The following is a 15,014-nucleotide window of genomic DNA, read 5'->3' as shown; positions in this document are numbered from 1 at the left end:
GTGGTCCCCGGCCCCCCGCGGGGGGTGTTGGGGGGGGCCCCGGCCACAGCCCCCCCCGGTCCCCCCCCCCCCCCCCCCCGGGGGGCCCCCCCCGGGGGGGGGGGGGGGGGGGCCCCCCCCCGGGCCCCCGCGCTCCCCGAGCGTCCAACGGGCTGACTCAGCCGGCCAGCGCCTTCGGTGGCTCGCCGGTGTACAGCACCCCCAACCGCTGGGTGGCCCGGGTCAGGGCCACGTACAGGTCGCTCGTGCCGTATCGGGACGGCTCGACCACCAGCACCGAGTCGAACTCCAGTCCCTTCGCCTGCCGGGGATCGAGGAGGACGACCGTCCGTGTCAGGTCGGGTTCCGCGCCGGCCGTGACCCCGTCGAGCCGGGCGGCCAGCGTCCGGTGCAGTTCGCGCGGGGCGATGACGGCCAGCCGGCCCTCGGTGGGGGTCAGCTCGGCGACCGCCTTGGCGACCGTGCCGGGCAGGTCGTCGAGGACCTGCCGCACCCAGGGCCGTACGCCCGTCGAACGGACCGAGCGGGGCGGTTCGAAGTCGGGGTGCTCGGCGCGGACCACGGCCGCGGCCAGATCCATGATCTCGGACGGGGTGCGGTAGTTGACGCCGAGGCGGGTGTGCTCCCAGCGGTCCTCGACGTAGGGGGCGAGGATCTCCGCCCAACTGCCGACGCCGGCCGCCTCGGCGGTCTGCGCGGGGTCGCCGACCAGGGTCATCGAGCGGGTGGGGCTGCGCCGCATGAGCAGCCGCCAGGCCATCGGCGACAGCTCCTGCGCCTCGTCCACGATGATGTGCCCGAACGCCCAGCCGCGGTCGGCCGCGGCCCGCTCGGCGGCACTGCGGTGGTCCGCCGCCTCCTGCCGCTCGGCGAATCGCTCGGCGTCGATGATGTCGTGCGCCGACAGCACCTCCGAGGCCTCGGGGTCGCTGTCCTCCTTGCCGTCGAACTCGTAGGTGCGGGAGGCGTACGAGACGTCCAGAACGCCCTGGGCATAGGCGACCTGGGTTTCGCGCTCGCGCTCCGCCCGTGCCCGCGCCAGCCGGTCGTCCTCCCCGAGGAGTTCGGCCGCCTCGTCCAGGAGCGGCACGTCGGCCACGGTCCAGGCGCGGGTCACCGGGCGGCGGATCGCGTCGGCGTCCTCCTCGCCGAGGTGGCCGTCCGGCTCCGCGAGGAAGTCGGCGAGCAGCCGCTGTGGTGTGATCCGGGGCCACAACCGGTCGATGGCGGACCAGACTTCGGGGTTCTCGGCGAGTTCGTCGCGGATCTGGGTGACGTCGGAGGCGTCGAGCAGGCTGCTGCCGTCGTACGGGTCGGTGCCCACGCGCTCGGCGTACAGCTCGGTGAGCGTGTTGAGGATGTGCCCCTCGAAGTGCTCCCGGGCCGCGTTGTGCGGCAGCCCGGCCGCGCGAGTGCGTTCCCGGGCGACGCTCACCAGGCCGTCGTCCAGCATCAGCACCTCGCGGTCGTGCTCGATCGCGATGACCGGGTCGGGCAGGGCCTGCCGGTCGCGTACGACGGCGGCTAGCACGTCGGCCATGCCGGCGCGGCCCTTCACGGCGGCCGCCTCGGGGGTGTCGGTGGCGGTCGCCCGCACGCCGGGGAACAGCTCGCCGACCGTGGCCAGCAGCACCCCGGTCTCACCGAGGGAGGGCAGTACTTCGCCGATGTAGCCGAGGAAGGCCGGGTTGGGGCCGACGATCAGCACGGCCCGGCGCGCCAGCAGTTCCCGGTGCTCGTACAGCAGATAGGCCGCCCGGTGCAGGGCCACCGCGGTCTTGCCGGTGCCGGGGCCGCCCTCCACGACCAGGACGCCGCGGTAGGGCGCCCGGATGATCTCGTCCTGCTCGGCCTGGATGGTCTGCACGATGTCGTTCATCCGGCCGGTGCGCGCCGAGTTCAGCGCGGCCAGCAGCACGGCGTCCCCGCTGGGGTCCTCGTGGCCGGTGCGGGTGGCGTCGCCGAGGTCGAGGATCTCGTCGTGCAGGGAGGTGACGGTCCGGCCGTCGGTGGCGATGTGCCGGCGGCGGCGCAGGCCCATCGGGGTGTGGCCGGTGGCCAGGTAGAAGGGGCGTGCGACGTCGGCCCGCCAGTCGATCAGGACCGGGGTGCGCTCGGTGTCCTCCTCGCGCAGCCCGATCCGGCCGATGTGGTGTGTGGCGCCGTCGGAGAGGTCGATCCGGCCGAAGCAGAGCGAGCCGTCCACGGCGTTCAGCGCGGCGAGCAGCCCCGAGCGCTCGGCGACCAGGATGTCCCGCTCCAGCCGGGCCTGCATGGGCTTGTCGCCCTGGGCGAGCGCGTCCGCGACCGAGGTCTCGGTCTCGCCGCGCAACACGTCCACGCGCGCGTACAGTCCGTCGATGAATTCCTGCTCGTGCCGCAATTCATCATCTGGAAAGTCGGTGTTTGACAATTCCGCTCCCGCCCGGATATACTCTGGTCATTGAACTTCCCGCGCCTTCCCGAATCGAAGACGCGAACCATTGAATATACGCACAGAAATCCCCCGAGCGCAATTGCTCGGGGGATTCTTTGTGGGCGGGACCCTCGCGCTACAGCAGGTCCCTTTACAGCACGTCCGCGAGTTCCTCCAGCAGCCGGCGCTTGGGCCGCACCCCGACCATCGAGCGCACCGGCTCACCTTCCCGGAACACCAGGAGGGTCGGCGTGGACAGGACGCCGTAGGCGATCGTCGTCTCCGGATTGCGGTCGACGTCCAGCTGGACGATCTTCAGCCGGTCGCCCTCCTCGGTCGCGATGTCCCTCAGCACCGGCGCCAGCTGCCGGCAGGGCCCGCACCAGTCGGCCGTGAACTGCACCAGCACCGGCAGGCCGGCGCCGAGCACCTCCGTCTCGAAGTTGTCGTCCGTCACCTCGGCCAGTCCGCTCACCAGGCTCATCGCGTCACCCTCCCAGCTCACACACGGGTTCCGGGCCCCCCGGAACCAGCGCCTCGGCGGCCAGCTCGTCCCGGGCCCGCTCGGCCCGGCGCAGCTGTCCCGCGACCGTCTCCCGCACCGCCGCCAATTGCCCGATGAGCGCGTCCAGCTCGTCCAGCTTGCGCCGGTAGACCACGAGCGAGGCCGGGCAGGAGTCACCCGCCGGGTGCCCGGCGCGCAGGCACTCCAGGAACGGCCGCGTCTCCTCCAGGTCGAACCCGAAGTCCTGCAGCGTCCGGATCTGCCGCAGCAGCCGCAGGTCGCTCTCGTCGTACGTGCGGTAACCCTTGTCGTCGCGCCGGGCGGGCAGCAGTCCCCGTGTCTCGTAGTAGCGCAGGGTGCGGGTGGTGGTCCCGGCCCGTGCGGCCAGCTCGCCGATTCGCATGTCCACGACCGTAGGTGTTGACGTCGACGTCAAGTCAAGGCGGGAGGCAGCAGCGGCTTGCGGCGGACGGGTGAGGACAGGACGATCGAGGTCGTCGTCCGCCCCAGCGCCGACGTCTGCTCCAGGATCTCCTCCAGGTGCACGGTGTCGGTGACGGCGGCCTTGAGGATCCAGCAGTCCTCGCCGACGACGTGATGCGCCTCGGTGATCTCCGGGCGGTCGAGCAGCTCCAGGGTCCGCGGGTGCTTGAGGGTGTAGCCGCCGTGCGGGTCGACCCGGATGAAGGCCTGGATGCCGTAGCCGAGCCGGCCGGGCGCGACCTGGGCGCCGTACCCCTCGACCACCCCGGCCGCCTCCAGTCGGCGCACCCGCTCGGCGACGGCCGCCGGGCTCAGGCTGACCCGCCGGCCCAGCTCGCTGAGCTTGATCCGCCCGTCGGTCTGCAGCAGCTCGAGGATCTGCCGGTCCAGCGCGTCGAAGGCCATCGCTGTTTCACCGGCGACGGCTCGCAGATGCCGTGGTTCTTTCGGTGCGGTGGCCGTATCTCCCATGTCTCCCCCTTCAGAGGCTGCTGTGACGCCCGGAGAATTATGGTCATGCGAAAAGCACGAGAGGTACTGGTCATCGGCGGCAACCGCTATTTCGGCAAGCGGCTCATCGCACGCCTGCTGGCGGCCGGCGACCGGGTCACGGTCCTCAACCGGGGATCGTCGGCCCCACCGCCGGGAGCGGCCCGTCTGACGGCCGACCGGAACGACGAACGGGCGCTGACGGAGGCCCTGGGCGGCCGGACCTTCGACGTCGTCGTCGACCAGGTCTGTTACACCCCGCGCCAGGCGGAGATCGCCCGCCGCGTCCTCACGGGCCGCACCGGGCGCTATGTGATGACCTCGACGGTGGAGGTCTACGAGCACCAGGACTCCCCTGCGCCGGTGCCGGAGAGCGCGGTGGATCCGCGTACGGTCGCGGTCGACCTCGCACTGCCCTGGGACGACGGCGAGTTCCTGGAGCGGCACTACGGTGAGGGGAAGCGGCAGGCTGAGGCGGTGTTCGCGGCCGACCCGGGGTTCCCCTTCGTCTCGGTCCGGGTGGCCCATGTGCTGGGCGGTGACGACGACTTCACCGGCCGCCTCGCCCACTACACCGAACGCGTGCGCACCGGCGCCCCCATCGCCGTACCACCTGTGACGCATCCGGCCACCTACATCCACGTCGAGGAGATCGCCGACTTCCTGTTCTGGACGGCGGGCGAGGACTTCTCGGGGCCGGTCAACGCGGCCTCGCACGGCGAGCTGACGGTTGCGCAACTCTGCACGGAGGTGGTTTCCCAGCTCGGTACGGGCGAGGCGGTGTTCGAGGTGAAGGAAGGCGCGGAGGTCTCCCCGTTCGCCTTCCGCCGCCACTACGGCATGGACAACTCCCGCGCCGCACGGCTCGGCTTCCCCTTCGGCGACGTACGGCAGTGGCTGCCGGGGGCGGTCGCCGAGGCCCTGCGGAAGGACAGGGACAACTGACCCGCACCCTGCCGGGGCCACACCGGGTGGCCGACTCGCGTCCGCCGTCAGGCGGCGGTCATCGCTCAGGCCGGTGGAAGACCCCCGGCAGGCCGTACGCCGTGGACTTCGCGGCGGCCAGTTCCGGGTGGGCGGACAGGCGGTCCCGCCGGATCCCGACGATGTCCGGCCAGACGGACAGCTGGCCCCCGGAACCGACCCCGCGCCAGGCGGAGATCGCCCTACCAGACGAAGAAGGGCTTCAGGGCGGTGTGCTGTGCGCCGGTGCCGTCCGAGGCGTCCGGCCGAAGTACTCGTTGAAGATCTCGAGGGCCTGCTCCTGGGAAAGGGCAGGGCTTGCGTAGCCGTTGTCCCGGATGTGGGCGAGGAACTCGGGGGTGAGAGCGATGTGGTGATGGCGTACGTAGTGCACCAGCTCGACAGGCCACAGCCAGCTACCGTCGGTGACCAGCGATCCCGCGCCGGGAATCCACGCGTCACCGGTGATCACGTCCCGCTCCGCCCCCATGGTGGAGTAGATCTCGGTGGACGATTCCAGGTAGGCGACGATCCGGTCCTCGTCCCAAGCCCCCTCGGTGCTGACCGCATCACGAAGGGAAGGGGCGAGGGCCGACGGGTGGCCGTGGTCGCCGAACTCCTGGTAGAAGCCCACTCGCTTGATCATCTTCTCTCCAGTCGCACCGTGGGCATCGGCGGGGCAGCCCTCAGACGGTCATTCCGGCCGATTCCTCCACCTCCATCAGGGAGGCGCTGTGTCGCTCCTCGTCGAATCTGCGGCGTCCTCCGCGCAGGCCGAACAGGCGCTTGGTCAGGGCGATGTAGAGGACCGCGAGGATGTTGAGGACGAGCGTGGTGATCTTCAGCCAGCTGATGTGCTCGGTGAGTTCGTAGATCTCCAGCGGGAGGAAGGCGGCCGTCGCGACCACCGTCAGGTACTCCGCCCAGCGCTTGGCGTACCAGAGACCGACCGCCTCGATCAGTTCGATCAGCGCGTAGGCCAGCAGGAGTCCGGCCACCAGCAGCAGCGTGGAGTGCCGGTAGCCGAAGACCTTCTGGATGGAACCGACGACCGGTGAGTGGTCGAGGTCGTAGTGGAAGTGCCGGAACACCGGGCGGAAGACGTCCAGGTACTCGTTGAAGAGCCGGCGCACCGCGTCCTGGCTGTTGCTGAACTTCCACACCGCGACCGCGACGAGCACGATGAACACCCCGCGCACGGCCCGCTCGATCGCCAGGAAGCGCAGGATGAACAGGTCCCGCAGCACCTTGCCGCGCGGAACCAGCGGGGCGTCCGAAGCCGGTCCCGAGCCGCGCGGCTCGCCGAGCACGAAGTCACCGCAGCGCAGGCAGCGCCACACGTCCCCGAGCGCGGTCGGGGCGTGCAGCCGTACCCGCAGCCGGGGATCGTCGGGCGCGTAGGTCACATGGCCCTTGCGCGCGCAGGTCCGCCGGTCCCAGTCGATCTTCATCCCCCGTGCCTCCATACACATACAGACGCCACGCACTAACGTGCCGTTCCGGTGATCCGGAGCGGCACGTTAGTGGATGGGAGCAGGCGGTGGTCAGCCGGCCCTGCTGTCCGCGAGTTCCCTCTCCTCTTCCTTCACCTCGGGTACGGCGGCCTCGCGGCGCGGCAGCAGGAAGGCCACAAGGATCGTGCCGATGCCCAGGATCACCGCGCCGACCAGGCTGGTGTGGGCCACGGCGTCGGAGAAGGCGGAGCCCACCGCGTCGGCCATCCGACGGGCTCCGCCGGCGAGTTCGGCGGCCTGCTGCTTGAGCTGCGCGGCCTGCTGCGGGTCCTTGGCCCGCGCCGCCTGAGCGCCCAGCCGGTGCGCCTTCTCGCCGATGCCCTGCGCGACGGCGTACCCGGCGCCGACCGAGTCCCGCGCGGTGTCCAGGGCGCTCGCCGGGAGCTTGCTGCCGGCGGTGGCGTCGGTGAGGTGGTCGCCGTAGGAGGTCGCGAGCAGCGAGCCGAGGATGGCGATGCCGAGCGAGCCGCCCAGTTCCAGGGAGGTGTCGTTGACGGCGCCGCCGACGCCCAGCTCCGACTCCGGGAACGCGCCCATGATGGCGTCGGTGCAGGGCGAGAGGGCGAGGCCGATGGCGAGGCCCAGGATGATCAGGGGAGCCACGAAGTCGCCGTACGCCGAGCCCGCGTCCACCCGCGTCAGCAGCGCGAGGGCGGTCGTACCGCCGACCATGCCCGCGCTGACGGTCCACTTCATGCCGACACGGGGGGTGAGCCAGCCGGTCAGGGCCGAGCCGGCGAAGACGGCGCCGGCCAGCGGCAGCATGCGCACGCCGGTCTCCAGGGCGTCGTAGCCGAGGACGAACTGAAGGTGCTGGGTGAGGTAGTAGAAGGCGCCGAAGACGGCGAGGAAGAACAGGGCGACGGCGAGGTTGGAGCCCGCGAAGCGGCGGTTGGTGAAGCGGCGGACGTCGAGGATCGGGCGGGGGTGGCGCAGCTCCCAGACGACGAAGCCGAGCAGGCCGACACCCGCGACGACCGCGGCGCTCACGGCCTTGACGCCCCAGCCGAAGTGCGGGCCTTCGATGATCATGTAGATCAGCGAGCCGGTCCAGATCACCGACAGCAGGCCGCCGACGTAGTCGATGCGGTCGTGGTGCCCGGCCCTGGACGGCGGTACGAGGACCAGGGCGCCGATGATGGCGACCGCGGCGATGGGGACGTTGATCAGGAAGGTCGAGGACCAGCCGTGCTCCCGCAGCAGGGCGCCGGCGACCACCGGTCCGGCGGCGATGGCGAGCCCGGCGGTGGCGGTCCACAGCGTGATGGCCTTGGCCCGTTCCGCCCGCGGGAAGGTCGCGGCGAGCAGCGAGAGCGTGGCCGGCATGATCAGCGCCGCGCCGACGCCCATCACGGCACGGGCCGCGATGACGGTGGCGGAGCCGTCGGCGAGGTATCCGAAGACGGCACCCCCGCCGAAGACGACCAGTCCGAGGACGAGCGCCCCGCGCCGGCTGTACTTGTCGCCGATCGCGCCGAGCAGCAGCATCAGCGCCGCGTAGGGGACGGTGTAGCCGTCGATCACCCACTGCAGGTCGGCGCTGGAGAGCCCGAGGTCCTTCGTCATGTCGGGCGCCGCGACCGTGAGGGCGGTGTTCGCCATCACGATGATCAGCAGGCTCAGGCAGAGCACCAGCAGTGCCCACCAGCGCCGGGCGTAGGGCCGGTCCATCCTCTCGACCGGTTCGGTCATGACGAGTCGCATGGCAGGGATCGCCTTCCTCAGGTGTGCGACGAGAACTTGCACGGGGTTGCGCACATTGACTTGCACAGTGACGTGCAATTGCACAACCATGTGCAATGTACGTCGTTGCACAACGCTGTGCAAGTCCGCCGGGGAAGGCACAATGACCGCCATGACCACGGGTAACAGCCGCGCCGACGCCAACCGGCGCCGCATCCTCGACGTCGCCCTCGCGGAACTGCTGCGCGACCCCGACGCCTCCATGGACCAGATCGCGCGCGCCGCGGGCGTCGTACGACGCACCGTGTACGGCCACTTCCCCAGCCGGGAGGCGTTGATCAGCACGCTGGTCGACGGGGCCGTGGAGGCGCTGGCGGACGCGGACACGCGCGCCCGGGACGCGGTGGGCGACCCGGCGGAGGCGGTGGCCCGCTCGGTGCTCGCGATCTGGGAGATCGCCGACCGCTACCGGCTGCTGGTCGCCCTGGCCCAGCGCACGGTCACCGTCCAGGGCATCCGCGAACGCCTCGCACCGCTGCGCGAGGCCAAGGTCCGGCTCCTCCAGCGGGGCCTGGACCAGGGCGTGTTCAGCTCCCCGCTGCCCGCGCCGGCGCTGGCGTACGTGCACGAGCAGATGCTGTTCGCGGTGATGGAGGCGGTGAACGACGGGCTGCTGACAGCGCACGAGGCGGGCCGCTCGGCCACGGTCACCGTGCTGACCGCGGCGGGCGTGCCCGCCTCGACGGCCACCGCGCTGGTGGCCGAGGTGAGTGAGTGGATGGAAAAGGGGCCGGGCGGCCGAGGTACGGGGGAGACTCGGCCGCCCGGCGGCGGTGCCCGGACGCCCGGCCCCGGTTCAGGCGGGGCCGGACGTCCGGAGTGAGGGGGGCGCCTCGCGAGGGGGCGAGGGGCAGCGCCCCCTGAGGGGCGCGGGGAGCCGTGCGGCCGGTCGTCACCGACCCGCAGCCGGGTGACTCGCCGCGCCCGGCATGATCGAAACGAGAGGCCCTATGCCTTGGCCAGCTCCTCTTCCCGGGGCTCGGGAACCCTGGTGCCCGCCGCCCCGCCCTCGTCGAGAAGCGTCGTCTCGTCGAACGGCAGCTCACCGGAGAGCACTCGGCGCACCCGGCCCTTGTCGATCTCCTTGGTCCAGGTCCCCACCAGCACGGTGGCGACCGCGTTGCCCGCGAAGTTCGTCAGTGCCCGCGCCTCGCTCATGAAGCGGTCGATGCCGACGATCAGGCCGACGCCGTCGACCAGCGCGGGCTTGTGCGACTGCAGACCACCGGCGAGGGTGGCCAGACCCGCACCGCTGACACCCGCCGCGCCCTTCGAGGCCAACAGCAGGAAGAGCAGCAGCGGAATCTGCTCCCCGATGGACATCGGCGTACCCAGCGCGTCGGCGATGTACAGCGACGCCATGGTCATGTAGATCATCGTGCCGTCGAGGTTGAAGGAGTAGCCGGTCGGCACGGTGATGCCGACGACCGGCTTGCTGACCCCGAGGTGCTCCATCTTCGCGATCAGCCGCGGCAGCGCGGACTCGGAGGAGGAGGTGGACAGGATCAGCAGGAACTCACGGGCGAGGTACTTGAACAGCGACAGGACGTTCAGTCCCGCGACGATCCGCAGCAGCGCGCCGAGCACGATGAAGACGAACAGGAAGCAGGTGAGGTAGAAGCCCAGCATCAGAACGGCGAGGCTCTTCAGCGCGTCCAGGCCGGCCGAACCGACGACCGCCGCGATGGCGCCGAACGCACCGATCGGCGCGGCCCACATGACCATGGACAGGACGCGGAAGACGAGCCGCTGGATGTGCTCGATGCCGCGCAGCACCGGCTGCCCGGCCGACCCCATGGACTGCAGCGCGAACCCGGCGAGCAGGGCCACCAGCAGCGTCTGGAGGACCTGGCCCTCGGTGAAGGCGGACACGAACGTGATCGGGATGATCGACAGCACGAAGTCGACGGGCGGCAGCGCGTCGCTGGAGACCTGGGCGTGCCCGGTGTGCTTGAGCGCGTCGGTCAGGTGCAGCCCGTCGCCCGGGTGCAGCACGTTGCCGACGACGAGGCCGATGGCGAGCGCGACGAGCGACATCACGAGGAAGTAGCCGAGGGCGATACCGCCGACGGCGCCGACCTTGGCGGCCTTCCGTACGGAACCGATCCCGAGCACGATCGTGCAGAAGATGATCGGCGAGATCATCATCTTGATCAGGTTCACGAATCCGGTGCCCAGCGGCTTCAGCTCGACGCCCGCGTCGGGCCAGATGAGGCCCACGGCGATGCCGAGCGCGACCGCCACGATGACGGCGATGTACAGGTAATGGGTCCGGTCCCGCTTCACGCGGGCTGCGGCAGGTGCCGTATCGGGGGTGCTGGCGGCCACGACTGCCCTCCTTGACGTCTTCGTCGGCGAACAACCGGCGTGCGGCTCACGTCCGGGCGTTGTTGGGGAATGCCGTGACTATCTCCCGGCCTGTGAGGCCGGTCACCCTTCCGTTCATTTAGTTCACACTTGACCGAGAGGCACACTGCAGACATGCGCGTACCCACCCTCCGCCGGCCCCGCAGCCTGGCGGGCCAGCTGTTCGCCATGCAGGCCGTGCTGATAGCGGTGGTCGTGGCCGGGTACGCGCTGTTCACCTACGTCAGCGACCGGCGGCAGGCCGAGGACGCGGCGGTCCGCCAGGTGACGGCGGTGGCCCGCTCGATCGCGGACGCCCCCTCGGTCCGCTCGGCCATCCACACCCCCGACCCGACGGCCGAGCTGGAGCCGTACGCGCTCCAGGTCATGCGGGACGCGGACGTCGACTTCGTCACGATCATGAACCCGGACGGCATCCGCTGGACCCACCCCGAGCGCAAGCAGATCGGCAAGCGCTTCCTCGGCCGCATCGGCCCCGCCCAGCACGGCCACACCTTCACCGAGACGTACACCGGCACGCTCGGCGCCTCCGTCCGCGCGGTGACCCCGGTGGAGGAGAACGGCCGCATCATCGGCCTGGTCAGCGCGGGGATCAAGGTGGAGGCGATCAGCGCCCGGGTGCAGGACCAGGTCACCGCCCTGCTCGGGGTGGCCGGCGGGGCCCTGCTGCTGGGCGCGGTCGGCACGTACGTCGTCAACGCCCGGCTGCGCCGGCACACCCACGGCATGAACGCCACCGAGCTGAGCCGGATGCACGACTACCACCAGGCGGCGCTGCACGCGGTACGCGAGGGCCTGCTGATGCTGGACGGGCGATACAGGGTGGCGCTGATCAACGACGGCGGCCGGGAGCTGCTGGGCGTGGGCGAGGAGGACGTGATCGGCCGCTCGGTGGCGGACCTGGGTCTGCCGGCCCCGCTGACGGGCGCGCTGCTGGCGTCCGGGCCCCGGGTGGACGAGGTCCATCTGACGGCGTCCCGGGTCCTGGTGGTGAACACCTCCCCGGTGTCGGGCGGGGAACAACGCGGCACGGTCGTCACTCTCCGTGACGTGACCGAACTTCAGTCACTCATGGGCGAATTGGACTCCGAGCGGGGCTTCACCCAGGCCCTGCGCTCGCAGGCGCACGAGGCGGCGAACCGTCTGCACACGGTCGTGTCGCTGATCGAGCTGGGCCGGGCCGAGGAGGCGGTGGAGTTCGCGACAGCGGAGCTGGAGCTGGCCCAGGCCCTGACCGACCAGGTGGTCGCGGCGGTGAGCGAACCGGTACTGGCCGCTCTGCTGCTGGGCAAGACGGCCCAGGCCAACGAGCGGGGCGTGGAACTGCTGGTGTCGCAGGACAGCCGCCTGGACGACGGCCTGCTCCCGGGCAGCGTGTCCGCCCGGGACCTCGTGACCGTCCTCGGCAACCTGATCGACAACGCGGTGGACGCGGCGCAGGGCAGCGCCGGGGCGCGGGTGACGGTGACGGCGTACGCGTCGGACACCGAACTCGTCCTGCGGGTGACGGACACCGGCCCGGGGGTCGACCCGGCCCATGCGGAGCTGGTATTCCAGCGGGGGTTCACGACGAAGCCGGCCGGGCCCGGCGGGCGAGGTCTCGGGCTGGCCCTGGTCCGGCAGGCGGTGACCCGCCACGAGGGCACGTTGACGGTGGTGGAGTCCGACGAGGACGGCGAGGGCGGAGCGGTGTTCGAGGCGCGGTTGCCGTTGCGCACGACGACGGCCGGTCCCTCCCCGGTGCCGGGAGGCGGCAGGACATGACGGATACCCGACCGATCAGGGTGCTGGTGGTGGAGGACGACCCGGTGGCCGCCGACGCGCACGTGATGTACGTGGGCCGGGTACCGGGATTCGTCGCCGTCGGCAAGGCCCACACGGGCGCGGAGGCCCGCCGCGTCCTGGACCGCACCGCGGTGGACCTTCTGCTGCTGGACCTTCACCTCCCGGACGTGCACGGCCTGCAGTTCGCCCGCTCCCTGCGCGCGGCCGGCCATCACGCGGACGTCATAGCGGTCACCTCGGCCCGGGACCTGGCGGTGGTCCGCGAGGGTGTCTCCCTGGGCGTCGTCCAGTACGTCCTGAAGCCCTTCACCTTCGCGACCCTCCGGGACCGTCTGGTCCGCTACGCCGAGTTCCAGGCGGCGGTCGGCGAGGCGAGCGGCCAGGACGAGGTCGACCGGGCCCTCGCGGTGCTCCGCGCCCCGTCACCGGCGGCCCTGCCGAAGGGGTTGAGCGGGCCGACGCTGGAGCGGGTGACCGGCGCGCTGCGGGAGGCGGCGGAAGGACTGACGGCCGCCGGGGTCGCGGAGGCGGTCGGCATCTCACGGATCACCGCCCGCCGTTATCTGGAACACCTGGTCGCGACCGGCCGGTCGGGCCGGAGCCCGCTGTACGGGCAGGTGGGGCGGCCGGAGCTGGTGTACCGGTGGCTCTCGCAGGGGCGGTGACTTTTGTGTGTTCTGTGGCACGCCGACCGGGCGATGGCTTCGCGCAGGGCGGTGCGATGCCGGGGTGACACCGGGTAACACCAGGTCACCGCGGGTGACACCGGGTGCCAGATCACTCTCGGCGATCAAGCCGTACCTTCCTACGATCAGTGATCTCGGCGGAACCGACCGTAGTCAGCGTCCTGGCGCGCCCCTACCTTGTCCGGGTGCGCCAACCCTCACCCCAACCCAACCCCTCGGCTCCTCCGTTCAACGCCCCGGCCGCCCGCAGGCTCCGCGCCGCGCTCGGCATGGGACCCGAGCACGTCGCCCACGGGCTGCGTGTCTCGTACGGGCTGCCGTACGTCACCCCTGATCTCGTGATCGCCTGGGAACGCGGCACCGCGACCCCCGGCAACCCCGAACTCACCGCGCTCGCGGGCGTGTTGTGGTGTTCCCCGGGCGAACTCATCGGCCGGCCGCGGACCCTGCGCGAGCATCGCATGGCCCGGGCCGTCGCGCCCGAGAACGTCGCCCACGCCGTCGGCATGGACCTGCGCGCGTATCTGCGCATGGAGGAGCGCGGCGACTGGCGGGGCAACGAGCGCCAGTCCGCCGGGCTCGCCCGGGTGCTCGACCTCGCCCTGCCGGACTTCGTGGCCGTCACGGGCCGCGAGGGGAAGCTCGCCGATCTGCTGCACAGCGCGGTGACGACCCGCTGGCAGGCCTACGTGCGGCCGGTGCTCAGACTGGCCCCCCTGGACAAGGGCGTCCTGGAGGAGGTTCTCCAGGAACTGCACCAGGACTACCAGGGGCACATGGCCGCCACCCTCAGCTGGGGTGGCGGCACCAGGAGCGCCAGCGAGTCCGGCCGGGAGTTCCTCGACCGGATCGTCGACAACTTCTGGACGGCCGTGGAGGACAGGACCTCGTAGAAGGACGGCCGTGGAGGTCAGGAGCGCCGCCCGGACGGGCGGGGAGACGGGGACCGCCCGGAAGGCGGCCCCGAGGCGGGCAAGCGCCTAGAAGACGGACTCCGCCTCGTCCATCCGGTCCTTCGGGACGGTCTTCAGCTCCGTGACCGCCTCGGCGAGCGGCACCATCATGACATCGGTGCCGCGCAGCGCGGTCATCCTGCCGAACTCGCCGCGGTGCGCGGCCTCCACTGCGTGCCAGCCGAAGCGGGTGGCGAGGACACGGTCGTAGGCGGTGGGTACGCCACCGCGCTGGACGTGACCGAGGATGACCGGCTTGGCCTCCTTGCCGAGGCGCCGCTCCAGCTCGTACGCCAGGGCGGTGCCGATGCCCTGGAAGCGCTCGTGACCGAACTGGTCGATCGCGCCCTTGCTGTAGTCCATGGTGCCCTCGGCGGGGTGGGCGCCCTCAGCGACGCAGATGACGGCGAACTTCTTGCCGCGGGCGAAGCGCTCCTCGACCAACTTGACCAGGTCGGCGGGGTCGAAGGGGCGCTCGGGCAGGCAGATGCCGTGGGCGCCGGCGGCCATGCCGGACTCCAGGGCGATCCAGCCGGCGTGCCGGCCCATGACCTCGACGACCATCACGCGCTGGTGGGACTCGGCGGTGGTCTTCAGGCGGTCCATCGCCTCGGTCGCCACACCGACGGCCGTGTCGAAGCCGAAGGTGCGGTCGGTGGAGGAGATGTCGTTGTCGATCGTCTTGGGGACGCCGACGACCGGCAGGCCCGCGTCGGAGAGCATGCGGGCCGCCGTCAGGGTGCCCTCGCCGCCGATCGGGATCAGCGCGTCGATGCCGAACTCCTCGACCATGTCGGTGGCCCGGGAGCAGGCCTCGCGCAGCCGGTCGCGCTCCAGCCGGGAGGAGCCGAGGATGGTGCCGCCGCGGGCCAGGATGCCGCTGACCGCGTCCAGGTCGAGTGAGCGGTAGTGCCGGTCGAGCAGACCCCGGTAGCCGTCCTCGAAGCCGATGACCTCGTCGTCGTACTGTGTCACCGCCCGGTGCACGACCGAGCGGATCACGGCGTTCAGGCCGGGGCAGTCGCCGCCTGCGGTGAGAACTCCGATGCGCATCGTGCTGTGTCTCCTGCTCGCTGTCGGTACCGGTGAGCCGGTGTCGATTGTTTCACG

The 15,014-nt window shown here is 71.4% G+C and carries 13 protein-coding genes and 1 pseudogene; 5 read left to right on the top strand and 9 right to left on the bottom strand.

The genetic code is table 11. The features are described from left to right. Window positions 1-157: 157 nt before the first annotated feature. The 4 genes from AC07C1_RS26020 to AC07C1_RS26005 form a co-directional block, all read right to left on the bottom strand. Window positions 158-2,383, bottom strand: a complete 2,226-nt coding sequence (locus tag AC07C1_RS26020; RefSeq protein ID WP_478942698.1) for a HelD family protein — start codon at window positions 2,381-2,383, stop codon at window positions 158-160. A gap of 184 nt (window positions 2,384-2,567) precedes the next feature. Beyond that, window positions 2,568-2,900, bottom strand: coding sequence for a thioredoxin (trxA, locus tag AC07C1_RS26015; protein WP_478942696.1), 333 nt, complete (start codon window positions 2,898-2,900; stop codon window positions 2,568-2,570). A gap of 4 nt (window positions 2,901-2,904) precedes the next feature. Continuing rightward, window positions 2,905-3,324: a MerR family transcriptional regulator gene (locus AC07C1_RS26010; RefSeq protein WP_478942694.1), complete on the bottom strand. Its 420-nt coding sequence runs from the start codon at window positions 3,322-3,324 to the stop codon at window positions 2,905-2,907. A 29-nt stretch (window positions 3,325-3,353) separates the two neighbouring features. Continuing rightward, complete coding sequence (locus AC07C1_RS26005) at window positions 3,354-3,875, bottom strand: Lrp/AsnC family transcriptional regulator (RefSeq protein WP_478942692.1); 522 nt, start codon at window positions 3,873-3,875, stop codon at window positions 3,354-3,356. Window positions 3,876-3,920: 45 nt separating this feature from the next. Between AC07C1_RS26005 and AC07C1_RS26000 the strand changes: the two genes are divergently transcribed. Further along, window positions 3,921-4,838 (top strand): NAD-dependent epimerase/dehydratase family protein, encoded by a 918-nt coding sequence (locus tag AC07C1_RS26000; protein ID WP_478942691.1) that lies wholly within the window; start codon window positions 3,921-3,923, stop codon window positions 4,836-4,838. A 241-nt stretch (window positions 4,839-5,079) separates the two neighbouring features. Here AC07C1_RS26000 and AC07C1_RS25995 read toward each other — a convergent pair whose 3' ends face one another. The 3 genes from AC07C1_RS25995 to AC07C1_RS25985 all read right to left on the bottom strand — a co-directional run bounded on the left by AC07C1_RS25995 (window position 5,080) and on the right by AC07C1_RS25985 (window position 8,074). After that, window positions 5,080-5,502 carry a hypothetical protein gene (locus AC07C1_RS25995; protein ID WP_478942689.1) on the bottom strand — a complete coding sequence of 141 codons (423 nt, stop codon included), beginning with the start codon at window positions 5,500-5,502 and terminating at the stop codon, window positions 5,080-5,082. 40 nt (window positions 5,503-5,542) lie between these two features. Further along, window positions 5,543-6,307: a DUF2127 domain-containing protein gene (locus tag AC07C1_RS25990; protein WP_478942688.1), complete on the bottom strand. Its 765-nt coding sequence runs from the start codon at window positions 6,305-6,307 to the stop codon at window positions 5,543-5,545. A 93-nt stretch (window positions 6,308-6,400) separates the two neighbouring features. After that, complete coding sequence (locus tag AC07C1_RS25985) at window positions 6,401-8,074, bottom strand: MFS transporter (RefSeq protein ID WP_478942686.1); 1,674 nt, start codon at window positions 8,072-8,074, stop codon at window positions 6,401-6,403. A 142-nt stretch (window positions 8,075-8,216) separates the two neighbouring features. Between AC07C1_RS25985 and AC07C1_RS25980 the strand changes: the two are divergent. Next, window positions 8,217-8,825, top strand: a pseudogene (locus tag AC07C1_RS25980) (TetR/AcrR family transcriptional regulator); the annotation flags it as partial. 236 nt (window positions 8,826-9,061) lie between these two features. On the opposite strand, the gene AC07C1_RS25975 reads toward AC07C1_RS25980, so the two are convergent. Then, entirely contained in the window at window positions 9,062-10,441 is a 1,380-nt protein-coding gene (locus AC07C1_RS25975; RefSeq protein WP_478942684.1) for a cation:dicarboxylate symporter family transporter, read from the bottom strand. Window positions 10,442-10,594: 153 nt separating this feature from the next. Here AC07C1_RS25975 and AC07C1_RS25970 point away from each other — a divergent pair, with 153 nt between their 5' ends. The 3 genes from AC07C1_RS25970 (at window position 10,595) to AC07C1_RS25960 (ending at window position 13,844) form a co-directional block, all read left to right on the top strand. Further along, the gene (locus AC07C1_RS25970; RefSeq protein ID WP_478942682.1) at window positions 10,595-12,244 is read left to right on the top strand and encodes a sensor histidine kinase; all 1,650 of its coding nucleotides are present in this window, start codon (window positions 10,595-10,597) and stop codon (window positions 12,242-12,244) included. Continuing rightward, window positions 12,241-12,930 (top strand): response regulator, encoded by a 690-nt coding sequence (locus AC07C1_RS25965; RefSeq protein ID WP_478942680.1) that lies wholly within the window; start codon window positions 12,241-12,243, stop codon window positions 12,928-12,930. Before AC07C1_RS25970 ends, AC07C1_RS25965 begins: the two co-directional genes overlap by 4 nt. Before the next feature lie 206 nt (window positions 12,931-13,136). Continuing rightward, window positions 13,137-13,844, top strand: coding sequence for a helix-turn-helix domain-containing protein (locus tag AC07C1_RS25960; RefSeq protein ID WP_478942678.1), 708 nt, complete (start codon window positions 13,137-13,139; stop codon window positions 13,842-13,844). Window positions 13,845-13,931: 87 nt separating this feature from the next. On the opposite strand, the gene AC07C1_RS25955 is transcribed toward AC07C1_RS25960, so the two are convergent. Continuing rightward, on the bottom strand, window positions 13,932-14,957 hold the full coding sequence (locus AC07C1_RS25955; RefSeq protein WP_478942676.1) for an ATP-dependent 6-phosphofructokinase: 1,026 nt from the start codon (window positions 14,955-14,957) through the stop codon (window positions 13,932-13,934). Between the last annotated feature and the right edge of the window lie 57 nt (window positions 14,958-15,014).

The sequence above is a fragment of the Streptomyces sp. NPDC045022 genome (assembly GCF_056432605.1).
This window is presented reverse-complemented; position numbering and strand designations above follow the sequence as displayed.